The sequence below is a fragment of the Pseudomonas sp. Tav-5-1A genome, from assembly GCF_055755055.1.
In genome coordinates this window covers 3707104-3726030 of record NZ_CM146901.1, presented here as the reverse complement: position 1 = coordinate 3726030, position 18927 = coordinate 3707104, and the positions used below count along the sequence as shown (strand labels likewise).

General features: G+C 68.3%; 16 protein-coding genes. 14 read left to right on the top strand and 2 right to left on the bottom strand.

Annotation, left to right across the window (positions count from 1 at the left end):
* Positions 1-117 precede the first annotated feature (117 nt).
* The 6 genes from AC0J42_RS16915 (at position 118) to AC0J42_RS16890 (ending at position 5191) form a co-directional block, all read left to right on the top strand.
* On the top strand, positions 118-882 hold the full coding sequence (locus AC0J42_RS16915) for a COG4705 family protein (protein WP_473002587.1): 765 nt from the start codon (positions 118-120) through the stop codon (positions 880-882).
* A gap of 32 nt (positions 883-914) precedes the next feature.
* Positions 915-1340 carry a hypothetical protein gene (locus AC0J42_RS16910; RefSeq protein WP_473002585.1) on the top strand — a complete coding sequence of 142 codons (426 nt, stop codon included), beginning with the start codon at positions 915-917 and terminating at the stop codon, positions 1338-1340.
* Positions 1341-1374: 34 nt separating this feature from the next.
* Positions 1375-2040, top strand: coding sequence for a response regulator (locus AC0J42_RS16905; RefSeq protein WP_416424719.1), 666 nt, complete (start codon positions 1375-1377; stop codon positions 2038-2040).
* Positions 2016-3362 carry an ATP-binding protein gene (locus AC0J42_RS16900; protein WP_473002583.1) on the top strand — a complete coding sequence of 449 codons (1347 nt, stop codon included), beginning with the start codon at positions 2016-2018 and terminating at the stop codon, positions 3360-3362. The genes AC0J42_RS16905 and AC0J42_RS16900 overlap by 25 nt, the downstream gene beginning before the upstream one ends.
* Before the next feature lie 148 nt (positions 3363-3510).
* Positions 3511-4425: an extracellular solute-binding protein gene (locus AC0J42_RS16895; protein ID WP_473002582.1), complete on the top strand. Its 915-nt coding sequence runs from the start codon at positions 3511-3513 to the stop codon at positions 4423-4425.
* Between the two features lie 4 nt (positions 4426-4429).
* Positions 4430-5191, top strand: coding sequence for a molybdate ABC transporter permease subunit (locus AC0J42_RS16890; RefSeq protein WP_473002580.1), 762 nt, complete (start codon positions 4430-4432; stop codon positions 5189-5191).
* 51 nt (positions 5192-5242) lie between these two features.
* On the opposite strand, the gene AC0J42_RS16885 is transcribed toward AC0J42_RS16890, so the two are convergent.
* Entirely contained in the window at positions 5243-6256 is a 1014-nt protein-coding gene (locus AC0J42_RS16885; protein WP_473002579.1) for an alpha/beta hydrolase, read from the bottom strand.
* 182 nt (positions 6257-6438) lie between these two features.
* On the opposite strand from AC0J42_RS16885, the gene AC0J42_RS16880 reads away from it, so the two are divergent.
* The 6 genes from AC0J42_RS16880 (at position 6439) to AC0J42_RS16855 (ending at position 11796) form a co-directional block, all read left to right on the top strand.
* Positions 6439-6843: a hypothetical protein gene (locus tag AC0J42_RS16880; RefSeq protein WP_473002577.1), complete on the top strand. Its 405-nt coding sequence runs from the start codon at positions 6439-6441 to the stop codon at positions 6841-6843.
* Between the two features lie 161 nt (positions 6844-7004).
* Positions 7005-7976 carry an AraC-like ligand-binding domain-containing protein gene (locus tag AC0J42_RS16875; RefSeq protein ID WP_473002576.1) on the top strand — a complete coding sequence of 324 codons (972 nt, stop codon included), beginning with the start codon at positions 7005-7007 and terminating at the stop codon, positions 7974-7976.
* Between the two features lie 83 nt (positions 7977-8059).
* Entirely contained in the window at positions 8060-9415 is a 1356-nt protein-coding gene (benA, locus tag AC0J42_RS16870; protein WP_473002574.1) for a benzoate 1,2-dioxygenase large subunit, read from the top strand.
* Positions 9412-9897 (top strand): benzoate 1,2-dioxygenase small subunit, encoded by a 486-nt coding sequence (benB, locus tag AC0J42_RS16865; protein ID WP_473002572.1) that lies wholly within the window; start codon positions 9412-9414, stop codon positions 9895-9897. Before benA ends, benB begins: the two co-directional genes overlap by 4 nt.
* Positions 9898-9907: 10 nt before the next feature.
* Positions 9908-10915 (top strand): benzoate 1,2-dioxygenase electron transfer component BenC, encoded by a 1008-nt coding sequence (gene benC / locus AC0J42_RS16860; RefSeq protein ID WP_473002571.1) that lies wholly within the window; start codon positions 9908-9910, stop codon positions 10913-10915.
* 116 nt (positions 10916-11031) lie between these two features.
* Positions 11032-11796, top strand: coding sequence for a 1,6-dihydroxycyclohexa-2,4-diene-1-carboxylate dehydrogenase (locus AC0J42_RS16855; protein ID WP_473002569.1), 765 nt, complete (start codon positions 11032-11034; stop codon positions 11794-11796).
* A 2-nt stretch (positions 11797-11798) separates the two neighbouring features.
* Here AC0J42_RS16855 and AC0J42_RS16850 read toward each other — a convergent pair whose 3' ends face one another.
* Positions 11799-12158 carry an RNA polymerase sigma factor gene (locus AC0J42_RS16850; protein ID WP_473002568.1) on the bottom strand — a complete coding sequence of 120 codons (360 nt, stop codon included), beginning with the start codon at positions 12156-12158 and terminating at the stop codon, positions 11799-11801.
* 204 nt (positions 12159-12362) lie between these two features.
* Between AC0J42_RS16850 and AC0J42_RS16845 the strand changes: the two genes are divergently transcribed.
* Together AC0J42_RS16845 and AC0J42_RS16840 are read left to right on the top strand one after the other, a co-directional pair.
* Positions 12363-13418: a response regulator gene (locus AC0J42_RS16845; protein WP_473002566.1), complete on the top strand. Its 1056-nt coding sequence runs from the start codon at positions 12363-12365 to the stop codon at positions 13416-13418.
* The gene (locus tag AC0J42_RS16840) at positions 13408-18903 is read left to right on the top strand and encodes a trifunctional serine/threonine-protein kinase/ATP-binding protein/sensor histidine kinase (RefSeq protein ID WP_473002565.1); all 5496 of its coding nucleotides are present in this window, start codon (positions 13408-13410) and stop codon (positions 18901-18903) included. Before AC0J42_RS16845 ends, AC0J42_RS16840 begins: the two co-directional genes overlap by 11 nt.
* The last annotated feature ends 24 nt before the right edge of the window (positions 18904-18927 follow it).

Sequence of the window (18927 nt, the reverse complement as noted above, 5' to 3'; positions counted from 1 at the left end):
AGGCACCGCGGTGTCCAGGGACGCGGCCGTCGGCCGCTGCTACGGGGTTTGGGGGCTCAGGCTGGGCTAAGTTTCGTTGCGTAGGCTGCTGCTTATCGTGAAACGGAGCAGCCCCGCATGAAACCTCTCACCGCAGCCGACTGGCTGAACAAGGTCCCCGAAGTGACGCTGTCCTTCTGGGTGATCAAGATCATGTCCACCACCGTGGGCGAAACCTGCGCGGACTACCTGGCGGTCGACGTCGGCCTCGGCCAGGCGGTGACCAGCATCGGCATGGCCGTGCTGCTGGCCATCGCCCTGGCCACCCAGCTGCGCACCCGGGCCTACACCCCGTGGGTGTATTGGCTGTCGGTGGTGCTGGTGAGCATCGTCGGCACGCAGATCACCGACGTGCTCACTGACAAACTTGGCGTCAGCCTGTACGCCAGCACGGCGGTGTTCTCGGTGCTGCTGGCGCTGCTGTTCGCGGCCTGGTTCGCGGTGGAGCGCAGCCTGTCCATCCAGGCCATCGTCACCCCGCGGCGCGAGCTGTTCTATTGGGCCACGGTGCTCTGCACCTTCGCCCTGGGCACTGCCGCCGGCGACCTGGCCACCGAGGCGCTGGGCCTGGGCTTCACCCTGGGCGCGGTGATCTTCGGCGCGCTGATCGCCGCCACCCTGGTGGCCTGGCGCCTGGGCGCCAACGCCGTGCTGACCTTCTGGATCGCCTACATCCTCACCCGACCCTTCGGCGCCTCCCTGGGCGACCTGCTCACCCAGGCCAAGACCTACGGCGGCCTGGGCATGGGCGCCGCCTGGACCAGCGCGATCTTCCTCTGCGTGATCCTGATGCTGGTCAGCGTGGCGCAATGGAGCGTCAGCCGCCAGCGCCTTGCCCACTGAATACTCCTTCACCCTGACTCAAGGAACTTCCCATGCATTACGTCAAACACCTGATACGCAAGACCGCTATCCTCACCGCCATCGCCCTGCTGGGCGTGGCCACCGGCTGCTCGAAACCGCCGGAGGCCGCCAAGCCGGCCGCCGCCGGCAGCACCCAGGCCGCGGCCACGCGGCTGGGCGACCTGTCGGCGTTCCAGGCCATCGCCAGCGACGTGGCGGGCCTGGTGGACAAGAACCAGCTGCCTGCGGCGAAGACCCGCATCAAGGACCTGGAACTGGCCTGGGACGGTGCCGAGGCGGGCCTCAAGCCACGCGCCGCCAGCGACTGGCATAAACTCGACGATGCCATCGACAAGGCGCTGGAGGCCTTGCGCGCCGGCACCCCGGTGCAGCAGGATTGCCAGGCGGCGATGACCGCGCTGCTGGCGACCTTCACGTCGCTGCAAGGCGGCAAATAACCCCGGCGCGCGCCGATCGAGGAAAGGGCCAACGATGCGAATCCTGCTGGTGGAAGACGACCCCATGATCGGCGACGCAGTGCAGGGCGCGCTCACCGACAACGGCGACGCCGTGGACTGGGTCACCGATGGCCTCGCGGCGCTGGCCACCCTGCGCACCCAGCACTACGACCTGGTGCTGCTGGACCTGGGCCTGCCCGGCAAGGACGGCCTGGGCGTGCTCGACAGCCTGCGGGCTGCCCGGCACACCGCGCCGCTGCTGATCATCACCGCCCGTGACAGCCTCGACGACCGCCTGCGCGGCCTGGACGGCGGCGCCGATGACTACCTGCTCAAACCCTTCCACATGGCCGAACTGCTGGCGCGCATGCGCGCGGTGGTGCGCCGCCGCGGCGGCAGCGCGCAACCGCTGCTGGGCAACGGCGTGGTCAGCCTCGACCCGGTGACCAAGCTGGCCAGCAGCCCCGAGGCCAGTGACGTGCAACTGTCCAACCGCGAGTTCGCGCTGTTGCAGGCGCTGCTGCTGCGCCCCGGCGCGATCCTGTCGCGCAGCGAACTGGAGGACCGCATCTACGCCTGGGGCAACGAGGTGGAGAGCAACGCCGTGGAGTTCCTGATCCACTCGTTGCGCCGCAAGCTGGGCAGCCAGGTGATCAAGAACGTCAGGGGGATGGGATGGCTGGTTGCAAAAAACGCCTGAACGAGTCCATCCAGCTTCGCCTGTCGGTAACCCTGTCGGCGGCCATCCTGGTGGTGGCCATCGTCGCCGGGGTGTTTGCCTTTGTCTCCGCCTTCGATGAGGCACTAGAGATGCAGGACAACACCCTGCGCCAGATGGCCACGCTGTTCGACCGCCAGCACATGACCCTGGCATACCCTGCGGAAGGCCAGGCCATCAAGGGCGACGATGAAGAGTCGCGCATCATCGTCCAGTACCTGGCCGATGGCAGCCAGGCCCTGGGGCAGGATGATGCCGCGCTGCCGTTGCCGCTGCCCACTGATTTGGCCGATGGCCTCTCTACCCAACGGGTCGGCGGCGAGCCGTTTCGCGTGCTGGTGCACACCACCGCCAGCGGCCAGCGCATTGCCGTGGCCCAGGAGACCGGCCCCCGCGACCGCGAGGCACGGGAAAGCGCCTGGCGCGGGCTGTTGCCGTTTTTGATTCTGTTCCCGGTGCTGCTGATGGTGGTGGCTGACCTGGTGCGCAAGGTGTTCCGCCCCATCGCCCAGCTGGCCAGCGAGGTGGAGCAACGCGACGACCAGCAACTGCACCCCATGGACGAGCAGCACCTGCCCAGCGAGATCCGCGCCTTCGTGCTGGCCATCAACGGCCTGCTGGGGCGGGTGGCCGGGGCCATGGATGAGCAGCGCCGCTTCGTCGCCGACGCCGCCCACGAGCTGCGCTCGCCGTTGGCCGCGTTGTCGCTGCAGGCCGAACGGCTGGCGGCGGCGCCCATGCCGGCGCTGGCTCAGCAGCGGCTGGCCACCCTGCAGCTGGGCATCGAACGGGGCAAGCAACTGGTGGAGCAACTGCTGGCGTTGGCCGCGGCCCAGGAGGGCGGCGCCTCGGCCGAGACGGCGGTGGTGCATGAGGTCTTTCGCCAGGTGCTGGAAGCCCTGTGGCCGCTGGCCGAAGCCAAGGGCATCGACCTGGGCGTGGAACCCGGGCCGGCGCTGACCCTGCCGCTCAGCCCGTTGGCGCTGCACACCTTGGTGCGCAACCTGCTGGACAACGCCATCCGCTACACGCCGCCCGGCGGCCGCGTCGACCTGGCCGTGGCGCTGGCCGACGGCGGGGCGCTGATCCAGGTGCGCGACAGCGGCCCGGGCATCGCCGAGGCCGAGCGCGAGCGCGTGTTCGATCCCTTCTACCGCAGCCTGGGCACCCGCGAAAGCGGCTCGGGCCTGGGCCTGTCCATCGTCCAGGCCATCGCCGTGCGCCACGGCGCACGCGTCAGCCTCGCCACCAACCCCTCCGGCACCGGCCTGTGCGCATCAGTCCGGTTCCCCACCCCCCCGTAGCAGCTGCCGAAGGCTGCGTCCGGACGCGCCACAGCATGCCTGGCACAACGCCGCGCCCATGGACGCGGCCTGGTGGCCGCTGCGACGGGGGATCCGTTATCATTGGCGCTATATAACCAGGTAAATAGCGACCGAGGGGCGCACACGCATGTCGAAGACAACCGTTCAGGGGCTGCTGGCCGGCCTGGCCATGGCCAGCGCCGTGGCCGCTCACGCCCAGGACACGATCCAGGTCACCTACGCCGGTTCCATGGGTGTGGTGATGGACAAGGCACTGGGCCCCGCGTTTGCCCAGCGCGAGCACGTGGCGTACCAGGGCCAGGGGCAGGGCGCCTATGGCATGGCGCGGTTGCTGGCGTCGAAGAAGGTGGTGGCGGATGTGTTCGTGTCCATCACCCCCGGGCCCATCGAGGTGCTCAAGCAGGCGGGGCTGGTGGACCAGGCGGTGCCGGTGGCCAGCACGCGCATGGTCATCGCCTACAACCCCAAGAGCCGGTTCGCCAGCCAGTTGCAGGCCGCCAGCCAAGGCACCCAGCCGTGGTGGCAGGTGCTGCAGCGCCCCGGCCTGCGCTTTGGCCGCACCGATGCGGCCACCGACCCCCAGGGCCAGAACATCATCTTCACTTTCAAGCTGGCGGAGAAGTATTACCAGCAGCCGGGCCTGGCCAAGGCCGTGTTGGGTAATGACCAGAACCCCGAGCAGGTGTTCGGCGAGGGCGGCCTGCTGACGCGCCTGGAGTCGGGGCAGGTGGACGCAGCGTCCGGTTATGAAAGCGCAACCCTGTCGGCCAAGCTGCCCTACATTGCTCTGCCCGATGAGATCAACCTGAGCAACCCCACCTTCAGCCACGACTGGTACGACACCGTCAGCCTCAGCCTGCCCGGCAAGGACGGCAGCGCCCAGGTGGTCACCCCGCAGCCGCTGGTGTTCTACGCCGCCGTGCTGAAGAACGCGCCGGACCCGGCGCGCGCCAAGGCGTTTGTCAGCTACCTGCAATCGGCGGCAGGCCAGCAGCTGTTCCAGGCCAACGGCTACGGCCAGCCCAAGGGCCCGGCGCTGTGACCGCATGAGGCGCGCAGGCTCGGCGTGGCTGGGGCTGCCGGCGCTGCTGGTGCTGGTGGCGCCGTTGCTGGCCCAGGTGGCCGCTACCGGTTGGGCGCATCTGCAACTGGCGTACGGTGACTGGAACGCGGTGGCGGTGTCGCTGGGGCTGACGGCCCTGTCGATGCTGCTGATCGTGCTGCTGGGCACGCCGCTGGCGTTCTGGCTGGCGCGCACCCAGGCACGCTGGCGCGGGCTGGTGGAAGGCGCGGTGCTGCTCAACCTGCTGACCCCGCCGCTGGCCATGGGCATCGTATTGGTGACGGCCTATGGACCCTACGGCTATTTCGGCGAAGGGCTGCAGCACCTGGGCCTGAGCCTGAACAACAACCCGCCGGCCTTCGTGCTGGCGCAGGTGTATGGAGGGCTGGCGTACTACGTGCTGTGCGCGCGCAATGCCTTCGAGCAGGTGCCGCGCAGCCTGGAAGAGGCGGCGCGCAGCCTGGGCAGCACGGCGGGTGAGGTGTTCTGGCGGGTGACGGTGCCGCTGGCGAGACGCAGCCTGGCCAACGGCCTGGCCATTACCTGGGCGCGGGTGATCGGTGAGTTCGGGATAGTGATGGTCTTCGCCTACTTCCCCCAGGGCATCCCGGTGAAGTTGTTCGTCAACCTGCAGAACGAGGGGGTGGACGCGGTGTATGCGTTGCTGTGGCTGTTGCTGCTGGTGACCTTGCCGTTTCCGCTGTGGTGTTTGCGGGGGCGGCATCGTGAGCAGGCCATGAGCTGACGCGGCCTGCGGCCGCTGCTACGGGGGCGTAGCAGCTGCCGCCAGGCTGCGTCAGTTGAGGTGTGCCTTGAGTTCCAGGCCGGCCTGGCGCATGGCTGCCTTGACCTCGGGGATGTTGCTCAGCGGGTTGAGCAGCCCGTAGTCATGGATCATGCCGTTATAGCGCACGGCGGTCACGTCCACGCCGGCGGCGTCCAGCTTGCGGGCGTAGGCCTCGCCTTCGTCGCGCAGCACGTCCAGGCCGGCGGTCTGCACCAGGGCCGGTGGCAGGCCCTTGAGCTGCTCGGGGCTGGCTTGCAACGGTGAGGCATGGATCTCGGCGCGCTGGGCGGCGTCCGTGGTGTAGCTGTCCCAGAACCAGGTCATCATGTTCTTGGTCAGGAAGTGCCCCTCGGCGTACTGCTGGTACGAGCCATTGTCAAAGTGCGCGTCGGTCACCGGCCACAGCAGCAGCTGGAACTTCAGTTGCGGGGCGCCCTGTTCCTTGGCCATCAGCGCCACCACCGCGGCCATGTTGCCGCCCACGCTGTTGCCCGCTACCGCCAGGCGCTTGCCGTCCACGCCAATCTGCTGGCCATGCTCGGCCACCCAGCGGGTCGCGGCGTAGGCCTGGTTGATGGCGGTGGGGTAGTGCGCTTCCGGCGACGGCGTGTAGTCGACGTACACCGCCACGGCGCCGGAATTCACCACCAGGTCATGGATCAGGCGGGCATGGGTCGGGTAGTCGCCCAGCACCCAGCCGCCGCCGTGGAAGAACATGAACACCGGCAGCTCACCCTTCACCTTGGCCGGCCGCACGATGGTCAGCTTGATGGCCTGGCCGTCGGCCTGGATGGTCTTGTTGCTGACTTCGGTGCCGCTGAGGTCAACCTTCACCGAGTTCTGCGCGCCGGTCAGCACCGCACGGGCGTCCTTGGGGCTCAGCTGTTCGAGGGGCTTGCCACCGCCGGCATTGAGCGCGTCGAGGAACGCCTGGGTGTGGTGCTCGGCGCCGGTGTCGGCGGCGAAGGCGTTGTTGATGGACAGGGCCAGCAGGGAAGCGGTGAGGGCTTTGCGAATGGTCATGAGGTTGTTCCTTCAAACGTTGTGTGGTTGGTATGGGGGCCACTTTACGGAGGATGACATGGAGGGACAATTAGCCTTATTTGAGAAATATTGATTCTTAATTGGGGACAATCAACGGGTGGCCTGCCCCTTGCTACGGCTGCTGGTGCAAGACCCATCCCTAGCGTTTGGTGGAGGTAGGCATGTTGATCACGAAATCGTTGTTGGCGGTGGCCATGGGCGTGGTGTTGTCGGCGTCCGTGGTGCTGATACCCGATTCACTCGGCGGTTTTTCCAGTGTCCATGCCAAGGAGGGCGGCAGCGGTGGCCATGGTGGCGGTAGCGGAGGTGGAGGTAGCGGCGGAGGCGGAGGCAGTGGTGGTGGCAGCGGAGGCGGCGGCAACAGTGGCAGTGGTGGCAGCCACGGTGGTTCCGCCAGCAGCGGCGGCACCCATGGCGACGGCCACGCAGGCGCCTCGACCTCCGGCCGCAGCGGCACCCACGCCGAAGCGGGCGACAACCACGGCGTGCACGCTGCCGGTGAAGTGGGCGACGACCATGGCGTGCACGCCGCGGGCGAGCCAGGCGATGATCGCGGCGGCAGCTGATATTGGCGCAACACTAGCCCCATGAACGGGGCAAATCCCCAGGGACGGGGCCTTTGCCCCATACCCGCAGGGTATCGCACCAGACCTTGCGCCTATTGGCGCCCGCGCCCGCAAAGGGTGAAGATGTAGCCACCAATAAAAACAATCAGAGTACCCCCGCCATGCACACGCCTTTACTGGGCCAGCGCAGCGAAGTCTTTCACCTGGCCGACCCCCACGCGGTGTCGCAGTACGTCAACCAGCACGTGGGCAACCATTGCATCCAGCTGCCGCGCGCCAGCCGTCCGCTGGCCCACCTCAGCCATCGCTCGTTCGCCGAGCTGGACCTGTGCCGCCTGGGCTACGGCGCCGCCGTGCGCGTGGTGTCGCCGGCGCTGGAGCGCTTTTTCCACCTGCAGGTGCTGCTGCACGGCCATTGCCTGTGGCGCCATGGCCGCGAAGCCCATTACCTGGCGCCGGGCGAACTGCTGCTGATCAACCCCGACGAGCCGGTGGACCTGACCTATTCGGCCGACTGCGAGAAATTCATCGTCAAGGTGCCGGTGCGCCTGCTCGATGGTCTGTGCCAGCAGCAGCGCTGGGCACTGCCGGCGGCTGGCGTGCGCTTCGGCCAGCAGCGCTACCGGCTCGACCAGCTGCCCAGCCTGGTGAGCCTGCTGGGCATGGTCTGCCAGGAGGCGGAAGAGGCCTGCACGCCGCCGCGGGTGCAGGCCCACTACACGCAGATCATCGCCAGCAAACTGCTGGAGCTGACCAACGTGGTGCCCCTGACCGGCGACGAGCCGCCCATGAACTTCGAACGGGTGGTGGAGCACATCGACCGCCACCTGGGCCAGGACCTGGCCCCGGAAGCCCTGGCCCGGGTGGCGCAGGTGAGCGTGCGCAGCCTGTATGGCCTGTTCGAGCGCAACGCCAGCACCACGCCCGCGCAGTACATTCGCCACCGCCGGCTGGCGCGTATCCATGCCTGCCTGGGCGACCCCACCTGCAAGGTCCGCAGCCTGTCCGAGCTGGCCATGGACCATGGCTTCATGCACCTGGGGCGCTTTGCCGAGCAGTACCGCAAGCAGTTCGGCGAGCTGCCGTCCGAGACCATGAAGCGCCGCCGCGACGGCCTTGCACGCAACGGATAGCGGTCTGCACGGATCGGCTATCGGCCATACCCACCCATTCGTACGCTGGAGGTGCCTGAACAATAACAACGGAGGCCCCGGCCATGACCCTGGGAATCGATTACCTCAATGCCCTGCTGCAGGAAGACCGCGCGCAGGGCATCTACCGCTGCAAGCGCGAGATGTTCACCGACCCGCGGCTGTTCGACCTGGAGATGAAGCACATCTTCGAGGGCAACTGGCTGTACCTGGCCCACGAAAGCCAGGTTCCCAACGTCAACGACTACTACACCACCCAGATGGGCCGCCAGCCCATCTTCATTGCCCGCAACAAGGCCGGCGAACTCAACGCCTTCCTCAACGCCTGCAGCCACCGCGGCGCCATGCTGTGCCGGCATAAGACCGGCAACCGCAGCTCCTACACCTGCCCCTTCCACGGCTGGACTTTCAACAACTCCGGCAAGCTACTGAAGGTGAAAGACCCGGCCGAGGCCGGCTACCCGTCAAGCTTCAACTGCGAAGGCTCCCACGACCTGACCCGGGTGGCGCGCTTCGAGTCCTACCGTGGCTTCCTGTTCGGTTCCCTGAACCCCGACGTGCCACCGCTGGTGGAGCACCTGGGCGAGTCGGCGAAGATCATCGACATGATCGTCGACCAGTCCCCCGAAGGCCTGGAAGTACTGCGCGGCTCCAGCAGCTACGTTTACGAAGGCAACTGGAAACTCACCGCCGAGAACGGCGCCGACGGCTACCACGTCAGCGCCGTGCATTGGAACTACGCTGCCACCCAGCAGCAGCGCCAGCAGCGCGAGGCCGATGCAACCGCCAAGACCATGAGCGCCGGCGGCTGGGCCAAGCAGGGTGGGGGCTTCTACTCCTTCGACAAGGGTCACATGCTGCTGTGGACCCGCTGGTCTAATCCCCAGGACCGCCCGCTGTACGAGCGCCGCGACGAGCTGGCGCAGCAGTTCGGCAGCGCCCGCGCCGACTGGATGATCCAGAACTCGCGCAACCTGTGCCTGTACCCCAACGTCTACCTGATGGACCAGTTCAGCTCGCAGATCCGCATCGCCCGGCCCATCGACGTCAACCGCACCGAAATCACCATCTACTGCATCGCGCCCAAGGGCGAGAGCGACGCCGCGCGCGCCCAGCGCATTCGCCAGTACGAGGACTTCTTCAACGTCAGCGGCATGGCCACCCCCGACGACCTGGAGGAGTTCCGCTCCTGCCAGCTGGGCTACCAGGGCAGCACCACCGCCTGGAACGACATGTCCCGCGGCGCCGCCCACTGGGTGGAAGGCGCCGACGTCGCCGCGGTGGAAATCGACCTGCACCCGCAGCTCAGCGGCGTGCGCACCGAGGACGAAGGCCTGTTCGTGATGCAGCACAAGTACTGGCAGCAGACCATGATCCAGGCCCTGCAGGCCGAGCGCATCGCCGTGGAGGTGGTGCAATGATCAGCCATGACGCCGTGCGCGATTTCCTCTACCGCGAAGCCCGTTACCTGGACGACAAGGCCTGGGACGACTGGCTGGAACTGTACGCCCCGGACGCGACCTTCTGGATGCCCAGCTGGGACGACAACGACGAACTGACCCAGGACCCGCAACGGGAGATTTCGCTGATCTGGTACGGCCGCCGCGACGGCCTGGAAGACCGTGTGTTCCGCATCAAGACCGAGCGCTCCAGCGCCAGCATTCCCGACACCCGCACCTCGCACAACCTCAGCAACATCGAGCTGCTGGAACAGCGCGACGGCGTGGCCCAGGTGCGCTTTAACTGGCACACCCTGAGCTTTCGCTACAAGACCGTGGACAGCTACTTCGGTACCAGCTTCTACACCCTCGATACCCGTGGCGAGCGGCTATTGATCAAGGCCAAGAAGGTGGTACTGAAGAATGACTACGTGCGCCAGCTGATCGACATCTACCACATCTGAGGCGGCCAGCATGACCTACAAGATCGCACTGAATTTCGAAGATGGCGTCACCCGTTTCATCGACAGCAGCGCCACCGAGACTGTGGCCGACGCCGCCTACCGCCAGGGCATCAACATCCCCCTGGACTGCCGCGACGGCGCCTGCGGCACCTGCAAATGCTTCGCCGAGGCGGGCCGATACGAGCTGGGCGAGGAATACATCGAAGACGCCCTGACCGAAGAGGAAGCGGCCCAAGGCTTTGTGCTGACCTGCCAGATGCGCGCACAAAGCGACTGCGTGGTGCGCGTGCCGGCGTCCTCGGACGTGTGCAAGACCAGGCAGGCCAGGTACGAGGCCACCATCAGCGCCGTGGAGCAGTTGTCCGACAGCACCATTGCGCTGAAGATCAAGGGTGAGGCCCTGAGCCAGCTGGCCTTCCTGCCGGGGCAGTACGTGAACCTGCAGGTGCCGGGCAGCGAGCACAGCCGTGCCTATTCCTTCAGCTCGCTGCAACGCAATGGCGAGGTCAGCTTCCTGATCCGCAACGTGCCGGGCGGCCTGATGAGCAGCTTCCTGACTAGCTTGGCGAAGGCCGGGGACAGCATGACCCTGGCAGGCCCGTTGGGCAGCTTCTACCTGCGCGATATACGTCGGCCGCTGCTATTGCTGGCGGGCGGCACGGGCCTGGCGCCGTTCACCGCCATGCTCGAACGCATTGCCGAGCAGGGCAGCGAGTACCCGATGCACTTGATCTATGGCGTAACCCACGACATCGACCTGGTGGAAACCGCGCGGCTGGAAGCCCTGGCGGCGCGCATTCCGAACTTCACCTACAACGCCTGCGTGGCCAGCCCTGATAGCACCTACCCGCGCAAAGGCTACGTGACCCAGCATATCGAGCCTGTGCACCTCAACGACGGTGACGTGGACCTGTACCTGTGCGGCCCGCCGCCGATGGTTGAGGCGGTGAGCGCTTACCTGCGTGACCAGGCCATCGTGCCCGCCAACTTTTACTTCGAAAAATTCGCTGCGGCTTGATGCCCCCATCACCGTAGCCGCTGCCGAAGGCTGCGCTGGCCTTGAGCCCCGCTGGAAATCTTCAGGGTTCACCCCGGCCAGCGCAGCCTGGCGGCAGCGGCTACAGAGGACACCTCATGAATCGATTCGAGAACAAAATTGCCTTGGTCACCGGCGCCGCCCAGGGCATCGGCCTGGGTGTGGCCCAGCGCCTGGCCTCCGAAGGCGCGCGGTTGGTGTTGGTGGACCGCTCCGAGCTGGTCTACGAACTGGAGGCGCTGCCCAACCAGCCGCTGGTGCTGACCGCCGACCTTGAGCAATACGACGAATGCGCGCGGGTGGTGGCAGCGGCGGTCAAGCATTTCGGCCGCCTGGACATCCTGATCAACAACGTCGGCGGCACGATCTGGGCCAAGCCGTTCGAGCACTACGAAGCGCAGCAGATCGAGGCCGAAGTGCGCCGCTCGCTGTTCCCCACCCTGTGGTGCTGCCACGCGGCGCTGCCGGTGATGCTGGGGCAGGGCAGTGGCGCCATCGTCAACGTCTCGTCCATCGCCACCCGCAGCCTCAACCGCGTGCCCTACGGCGCGGCCAAGGGCGGGGTGAATGCGCTGACCGCCTGCCTGGCGTTCGAGACCGCCGGGCGCGGCGTGCGGGTCAACGCCACGGCGCCGGGCGGCACTGAGGCGCCGCCACGGCGCATACCGCGCAACAGCGCCGAGCAAACTGAACAGGAAAAAGGCTGGTACCAGCAGATCGTCGACCAGACCCTGGACAGCAGCCTGATGCATCGGTACGGCACGGTGGACGAGCAGGTGGGGGCGATTCTGTTCCTGGCCTCGGACGAGGCCTCGTACATTACCGGGGTGACCTTGCCGGTGGGCGGTGGCGACCTGGGCTGAGGTTACGCCTGTAGCCGTTGGCGCAGGCTATTCCACCCGCCAACGACCTCAAGCGTACGCGCGGGCCACCGCAGCCTGGCGGCAGCGGCTACCAGGCCGTGCAACACGCTGGCGCGCGGCGAAGCCGGTGCAGGTTCCACCACCGCCAGCACCGGCGGCCGCACCCGCGCCCGCGCCAGGTTGCGCACGATGCGGAACAGCCCGCTGGGCCGCACTTCCCCCTGCTGCACGCCAAAGCGCAGCCACGCCTCCTGCACCAGGCGTTCAGCCTGGTCGCGGCAGCCGACAATGGCGGCGGCGTAGTTGATCAGCGCCTTGCGCTGGGTCAGGTAGAGGTCGAGCTTTGCCGTGCAAGGGTTCACGATCAGTCACCGGTCGTGGGGGAAGACAGGGTGATTCTAGATGCAATGCGAATCATTATCAATGACGACTCCTGATTTATGCACACTCACCCCCATCGCAACGTATCCAAGCGGATAATTGCCAACCCCTGCATCTGTCTCTAGTCTTGGCACCATCGCCAGACTCACGATGGACAGGCGCTTGGATGGCTGGGTGAGCCCCTCATGATTCGTATTGGAAACGTCACAGTCTCGTTGGCCCTGCGCGAAATTCGCCAGGGCGCGGTGCCGGTCAAACTGGGCAGCCGCGCGTTCGACATCCTCGAAATGCTGATCGCCGCGCAAGGCCAGCTGGTCAGCAAGGATGAGCTGCTGGCGCGGGTGTGGCCCGACGCGGTGGTGGAAGAGAACAACCTGCAGGTGCACATCTCGGCCTTGCGCAAGGCCCTGGGCGACTCGCGCGAGCGCATCCGCACGGTGGCGGGGCGCGGTTACCGGCTGGTGCTCGACCCGGAACCTGCGCCCGCGGCGCCGGCCAGCGGGGCGCGCGACGGCCTGCTGATTGCCCTGCTGGAGCGCCTGGGCCTGCACGACATGCTCGAGGCGCCCGTGCCCAGCCTGCCCGAGCTGCCGCCTGCGGTGCTGCCCGGCGCGCCGATTGTCTATGTGGTGGACGACGAAGCCAGCGTGCGTGACGCCCTGGCGCGGCTGCTGCGGTCAGCGGACATCGCGGTACAAACCTTTGCCTGCGCCGAAGACTTCCTTGCCTGCGGGTTCGAGCAACGCCTGGCCTGCCTGGTGCTGGACGTGAACCTGCAGGCGGGCACCGGCTTCGACCTGCAGGCCGACCTGCAGCGGCGCGGCAGCCAGCTGCCGATCATCTTCATGACCGGCTACGGCACCATTCCCATGTCGGTCAAGGCCATGAAGGCCGGGGCCCAGGAGTTCCTCACCAAGCCGTTCGACGAGGGCGAACTGCTGGGCGCCATCGACCGCGCCCTGGCCGGCGCCCGCCAGCGTTTCGCCGCCCAGGCCCAGGCCCGCGAGGTACGCGGCCGCTACCACACTCTTACCCCACGTGAACGGCAAGTGCTGGGGCTGCTGATCGAGGGCAAGGTCAACAAGCAGATTGCCGCCGCCCTGGGCACCCGCGAGGTCACGGCCAAGGTGCACAAGAAACACGTCATGGCCAAGATGCGCGCCGCCACCCTGGTTGAACTGGTGCGCCTGTGCGAACAGATCGGTGTAGACCCGGCCAGGGTCGACGCCCATGCCGGCTGAGCGGGTCGACTACCGCCAGCAACTGGGCGGTTTCAACGAACAATGGCTCAAACACCTCACCTGGCGCCTGCTACTGGTGGACGGCGAGGTGGCCCGCTACCGGGTGCGCTCACCCATTTCCGCCCGCGACTGGCTGATAGCGCGCCCGGCGGCGTTGCCTTCCGAAGGCGGTTTCCGGCGCCTGCACCAGGAGTTCGATTTCCGCCAGCACCTGCATCCCGCCTGGGCCATTGTGCCGGTCGCGCTGATCAGCGCCGTGGATGGCCCGCTGCTGGTGCTGGACGACAGCCAGGGCCGCGGCCTGCACGAGGTGATGGGCGACCACCTGTCTATCCTGCGTTTCCTGCGCCTGGCGCTGGGCGCCACCCATGCCCTAGGCCAGGCGCACCGGGCGGGCATCCTGCACCGTGACATCAAGCCCTGCAACCTGGTCGAGGGCGCCGATGGCCACGTGCGCCTGATGGCGTTTTCCCTGGCCTGCCAGCGTGATGCACCCGCAGCGGCCGCCGACGCCATCTGTGGCAGTTTCGCCTACATGTCGCCCGAGCAGGGCGGCCGCGTGGGCCATGAGGTGGACGAGCGCAGCGACCTGTACGCGCTGGGCGTTAGCTTCTACGAAATGCTCACCGGCCAGTTGCCGTTCGAGGGCAACGACCCCGTGGAGTGGCTGCACCAGCACCTGGCGCTGCAGCCGGCGCCGCTGGAAAGCCTGCGCCCCGCAGTGCCAGCGGCGCTGACCGGGCTGGTGTTCAAGCTGCTGGCCAAGCGCGCGGATGAACGCTATGCCGACACCGACGAACTGGCTGCCGACCTGCGCCTGTGCCTGGCGCAATGGACCGAATTCCAGGGCATTCATCCCTTCGAACCCGGCGCCCGCGGCAGCCGCGCCCACGGGGTGATCAGCGCCACGCTGCCGGGGCGCCAGCGCGAGTGCGCGGTGCTGCATGACCGGGTGCTGCGCTGCGCGGTCACCGGCGAAGGCGAGCGGGTGCTGCTCAGCGGCCCGCTGGGCAGCGGCAAGACCGCGCTGGTGCGCCAGGTGCACCAGGACCTGGTGGCCGGCAGCATTCTGTTTGCCGTTGGCCGCTTTGACCACGCCGGCCTGACCACGCCTTATGCGGCGGTGTCCACGGCCCTGCGCAGCCTGGTGCTGCGGGTGCTGGGCGAGCACCCCGAGGGCCTGGCGCAGTGGCGCAGCCGCCTGCTGCTGGCCTTGGGCGACGGCGTGGCGCCGCTGCTGGCGCTGGTACCCGAACTTGCGCTGGTGCTGGGGCAACACGCGCCAGTGCCCGAGCCCGCCCGTGCCGACGGCAGTGACCGCCTGCAGTCGCTGCTGCGCGCCTGCCTTGCCGTGTTTGGCCGGCCCGGCACGCCGCTGCTGCTGTTTTTCGACAACACCCAGGGCCTGGACAGCCACAGCCTGGCGCTGCTGCACAACCTGGTCGAGGCACCCCTGGCCCACGTGGTGCTGGTGCTGGCCAGCCGCGACAGCATGCCAGGCAGCCTGGCCCAGGCCGTGAAAGGCGGTGGCGGCCATTGCACCGAGCTGGCGCTGTTGCCGCTGGAACCCGATGGCGTGCTGGCCATGGTCAACGGCTTGCTGGGCAGCGAGGGGCCGGCCCTGCTGCCGCTGGCCGAGGTCATCCACGCCAAGAGTGGCGGCAACCCGCTGTTCATCCAGCAGCTGGTGCGCACCTTGCTGGAAGAAAAACGCCTGGTGCCCCGGCCTGGCGGGCTCGGCTGGGCTTGGGACCAGCAGGCGCTGGAGGCCTGCCCGCTGGCCGACAACGTCGTCGACCTGCTGCTCACGCGCATGGCCCGCCTGCCGCGCCGCAGCCGTTGGCTGCTGGGGCTGCTGGCGCTGATCGGCACCCGCGCCGACCTGGCGCACATCGCCCACCTGGGCCGCCTGGCGCCGGCGCGCACGCGGCTGGCGCTGGCCCCGGCGCTGCAGGCCGGGCTGTTGCTGGGCGACGGCGAGGGCTGGTGCTTTAGCCACGACCGCGTGCGCGACACCGCCTACCACGCTATCGCCCCGCGCCTGCGCGCCTTGCAACACACGCGCCTGGCGCACCTGCTGATCCAGGCCATGGACGACAGCCGCGCGCCGGGCTACCTGTTCCGCATCGCCCTGCATATCCAGCAGTGCGCCCACGAACAGCTGCAGGAAGCCGACCTGCGGGTGTTCGTCGACGCCCTGCTGCGTGCCGCGCAGCGGGCACGCGACAGCTCGACCTTGCCCTTCGCCCTGCAGTACCTGCGCCTGGCTCGCGAGCTGGCTGGCTGCCCGCGCTGGGTGCAGGCCCCGCAGCAGCGCGACGCCATGGACATGCTGTACGCCCAGTGCCTGATGAACAGCGCCGATTACGCCGGCGCCCACGCCTGCATCGACCAGATTCTCGATCGCGCCGACTCGCTGACCCAGGTGTCGGCCCTGTATGTGCTGAAGATCGAGGCGCTGTCGCTGGCCGACAACTACGCCGCCAGCCTGCACACCGGGCGCGCCGGCCTGGCGCTGTTCGGCATCGAATTCAGCGGCCATGACCGCGACCAGCTGCGCCTGCAGGTCAGCCAGGCCTTGGGCGACCGGCCGATCGACGCCTTGCTCGCGCACCAGGCGGTGAACAATTCCTTCATCGCCGCCGCCCTGGAGCTGATGGCGGCGATGATCATCCCGGCCATTCACGTCGAGCGCGAGCTGGCCCTGCCGCTGCTGGCGCGCATGCTGCAGATGACCGTGCGCCACGGCGTCAGCCCAGCGTCGGTGCCGGGCCTGGCCTGGTTCGGCGTGCTGCTGGCCGATGAATACGGCGCCTATGCAGAGGGCCAGCACTACGTCGAGGTGGCGGTGCGCCTGGAGCAGGCCCTGGGCCTGGGCAGCGGGCAAGTCTCCACGCAGCTGGCCCTGGGCCGCACCAGCGCCTGGACACGCTCGCTGGCGTTCTCGTTGGAGTGCGGCGAGCAGGCGTTCGCCGCTGGCCGCCGCGAGGGGCGGGCGGCGCTGAGCTGTTATGCCTGCCATCACATGGTCAGCATCCTGCTGGTGATGGGCGGCCCGCTTGCGCGCGTGGCCCAGCGCCTGGACGCGGCCCTGGGCGTGGCCGACGCCGCCGGTTTCGCCGACAGCCGCCTGCTGCTGGAAATCCAGCAGGCCTACGTGCGCGGCCTGCGGGACGCCGACAGCCCGGCGCACGGCGACCCGCTGCTGCCCTGGCAGGCCCGGGCGGAGGCCAGCCGCATGCTGCCCATCGGCTTCTTCTACTGGCTGTACCGGGGCCTGCTGGCCTTCACCCAGGGCCGCCATGAAGCCGCCCGCGACGACCTGGCGCGCGCGGCCCAGCTCAAGGGCTGCATGGCCGCCCATGTGCACCTGGTGGACCTGGCGTGCTACTCGGCGCTCAACCACGCCGCCCTGGCGGCCAGTGCCCACAGCCCGCTGGCGGCCATCCAGGGCCTGCAGCCGCAGTTGCACGAGCTGCGGCGCTGGGCGCAGCTCAACCCCCAGGCGTTCCTGGGCCGCGAACTGCTGGTGGAAGCCGAGATCGCCCGCCTGCAGGGCGACCTGCTGCGCGCCCTGCAGCTGCTGGAAGCCGCCATCGAGCAGGCGGCCGCCAGTGGCTGCGTGCCGGTGCTGGCCCTGGCGCACGAGCGCGCCGCCAACTGCCATCAGGCGCTGGGCCTGGCCAGCGCTGCCCGCAGCCACCGTTTCAGCGCCCGTGAGGCCTACCAGCGCTGGGGTGCGTCAGGCAAGGTCGCGGCCCTGGAGGCCGCGCACCTGTACCTCAACAACAAGCCGCTGGACGCTCGCGCGTCCATCGACATGCTCAACGGCCAGCAGTACCTGGACCTGGTCTCGGTGACCAAGGCGTCCCAGGCGCTGTCGCGGGAAATCGTCTTCGAGCGCCTGGTGGAGACCCTGCTGGCCAACACCATCGTCCACGCCGGCGCGCGCAATGGCGCGTTGATCCTGGTGGAAGGCGGCGACCTGCTCAGCGTCGCCAGCGGCGCAACCGCCGAGGCCGGCGTGCGCGTGACCCTGCGCCAGCAGCCGGTGCAGCCGCGCAGCCTGCCGCTGTCGTTGCTGTACACGGTGATGCGCACCGGCCGTACGGTGGCGCTGGAGCAGGCCGGCGGCGACGCCGAGTTCGCCGACGACCCGTACTTCGCCGTGCAGGCCGCCGGCGCCGTGTTGTGCCTGCCGCTGCTCAAGCAGGGTGAGGTGATTGGCCTGCTGTACCTGGAGAACGCCCTGGCCTGCGGCGTGTTCAGCCACCCGCGGGTGGCGATGATCGAGCTGCTGGCGGCGCAGGCGGCCATCTCGCTGGAAACCGCGCGCCTGTATGCCCAGGTGCTGGAGGAGAACGCCCGGCGCCGTGACACCGAGGCGCAGTTGCGCACCAGCCAGGCCCTGCTGGCCATCGGCCAGAAAATCATTCGTTCCGGCTCGTTCCGCTGGGACGTTACCAGCGACCAATCGCAATGGTCGGATGAACTGTTCGCCGTGTGGGGCCTGCCGGTAGCGCCCACGGCCCCGGCGCCCGAGGTGCTGGCGCGCCGGGTGCACGCGGACGACGCCGAGCGTTTCAACGCCCAGTTGCTGTGGGCGCGGCAGACGCGCCTGCCGCTGCGCATGGCCTTCCGCATCACCCTGGACGATGGCGCCGTGCGCCACCTGGAAGCCCACGCCGAGCCTGCCGAGGACGGCGTGTACGTGGGCGTGACCACCGACGTCAGCGAGCGCCGCGCCACCGAGGCAGCGCTGCGCAGCGCCCGCGCCGAGCTGGCCCAGGTGCGCCAGAGCACGGTGATGGGCGAGCTGGCCGCCAGCATCGCCCACGAGATCAACCAGCCGCTGGCGTCTATCGTCACCAACGCCAGCGCCAGCGTGCGCTGGCTGCAGCGCGAGGTGCCGCAGGTGGGCGAGGCCCTGGAAGGCCTGCGCGACATCGCCCGTGACGGCCGCCGCGCTGCCGATATCATCCGTGCCTTGCAGGCGTTGGCGCGCCAGGAACCGGCCAGCCGCAGTTGGCTGCTGATTGACGAGCTGATCACCCAGGTGTTGCGCCTGCTGGCGGTGGAAACCGACGCCCAGCAGGTCACGGTGCACACTGCCTTGCAGGCGGCCGGGGTGCAGGTGCAGGTGGATGGCGTGCAGTTGCAGCAGGTGCTCTACAACCTGGTGGCCAACGCCGTGGAGGCCATGGCCAGCGTGCCGGCTGCCGCGCGGCGCCTGCAGGTGACGTCCAACGTGCCGGTGGCCGGGCAGTTGGTGGTCATGGTAGAGGACAGCGGGCCGGGCATCGGCGTCGAAGATGAGGGCAAGGTGTTCAACGCCTTCTTCAGCACCAAGGCCAACGGCATGGGCATGGGGTTGGCCATTTGCCGTTCGATCATGGACGCCCAGGGCGGCACCCTGCACCTGCACCGGGGGCGGCAGGGGCAGACGGTGTTCGTGTTTACCTTGCCGTGTGCCGGCCTGGCGTGATGGCGGCGTGGAGCCCATCGCGAC